Source organism: Roseomonas sp. TAS13, from assembly GCF_001950415.1.
In the GTDB taxonomy this organism is placed as follows: Bacteria; Pseudomonadota; Alphaproteobacteria; order Acetobacterales; family Acetobacteraceae; genus Roseomonas; species Roseomonas mucosa.
In genome coordinates this window covers 1-1,231 of record NZ_BDLP01000668.1, presented here as the reverse complement: position 1 = coordinate 1,231, position 1,231 = coordinate 1, and the positions used below count along the sequence as shown (strand labels likewise).

At 75.3% G+C, this 1,231-nt stretch carries 2 protein-coding genes; one reads left to right on the top strand and one right to left on the bottom strand.

What is annotated here, in order from left to right; all coding sequences use genetic code 11:
- Nucleotides 1-705: 16S rRNA (cytidine(1402)-2'-O)-methyltransferase (gene rsmI, locus ROTAS13_RS24690; protein ID WP_371329385.1), on the bottom strand; the 705-nt coding region annotated here is incomplete at its 3' end.
- On the opposite strand from rsmI, the gene ROTAS13_RS28680 reads away from it, so the two are divergent.
- Nucleotides 666-1,231 (top strand): ABC transporter substrate-binding protein (locus ROTAS13_RS28680; RefSeq protein ID WP_371329383.1); only part of this gene is annotated, 566 nt, incomplete at its 3' end. The two genes, rsmI and ROTAS13_RS28680, sit on opposite strands and share 40 nt — an antisense overlap.

The window sequence follows — 1,231 nt, the reverse complement described above, 5'->3', positions numbered from 1 at the left end:
CGCATCCAGGTCGGCCTCGCCGGGGACGGCCTCGTCCGGCGCCGGGCCGATCACCAGCACGATCTCGCCCCGCGGCGCATGCACGGCGTAATGCGTGGCGAGCTCGCCCAGGCTGGCCCGGCGCACCTCCTCGAAGCGCTTGGTCAGCTCCCGCGCCACCGCCGCCGGCCGGTCCGGCCCCAGCCCCTCCGCCAGGGCGGCCAGGGACTCCGCCAACCGGTGCGGCGATTCGTAGAGGATCAGCGTCGCCCGCAGCCCGGACCGCTCCAGCCCGGCGATGCGGCCGATCTCGACGGTGCGCGCCGCCGCCTTGGCCGGAAGGAAGCCGTGGAACAGGAAGGGATGCGGCGGCAGGCCGGACAGGGTCAGTGCCACCAGCGCCGCGTTCGGCCCGGGAATCGCGGTGACCGGCAGGCCCGAATCGATGGCGGCGCGGGTCAGGCGGAAGCCCGGATCGCTCACCAGCGGCGTGCCGGCATCGGAAACCAGGGCCAGCCGGGCGCCGCCCCGCAGCCTTTCCAGCAGCCGGGGCACCATGCTCGCCTCGTTGTGGTCGTGCAGGGGGATCAGACTGGTCCCTACCCCCTGGCGCGCGAGCATGGGTCCGGTCACCCTGGTGTCCTCGCACAGGATGGCGTCCGCCCCCTTCAGGGCGGCGACGGCCCGTGGCGAGAGGTCGCCCAGGTTGCCGATCGGGGTGGCCACCAGAACAAGGCCCGGAAGGCTGGCGCCGGAGCCGCCGCCCGGCGAGAGTCCGGGGGAAGCGTCATGTGTCTCGTCAGGAGGAAGCTCAGCCGGTGAAGCCGCAACCCCCTCGTCCTCGTCGCCGGCCATTTGGGAATTCCCCATCCCGGTCCCCGTTCTGGTCCCCATTCCGGCATCTCCCGCTGCTGGCTGCGGTCCTCGCACTCGGCGCCTGTGCCGCGCAACCCCGCAGCCCCGCGGCCGGCCCCTATGCGGCCGGCGCCACCGCCCCCAACGCGCCGGAGCCACCGCGCGCCAGGGTCGCGCTGCTGCTGCCCCTGTCCGGCAGCCAGGCGCCGCTCGGCCAGGCCATGCTGAACGCCGCCACCCTGGCCCTGTTCGAACAGGCGAGCCCCGGCGTGGACTTCGTGCCGCACGACACGCGCGGCAGCGCGGCCGGGGCGGCCGAGGCGGCGCGCGCGGCGGTTTCCGAGGGCGCACGGGTGATGGTCGGCCCCCTGACCTCGGGCGAGACCGGCGGGGCCGC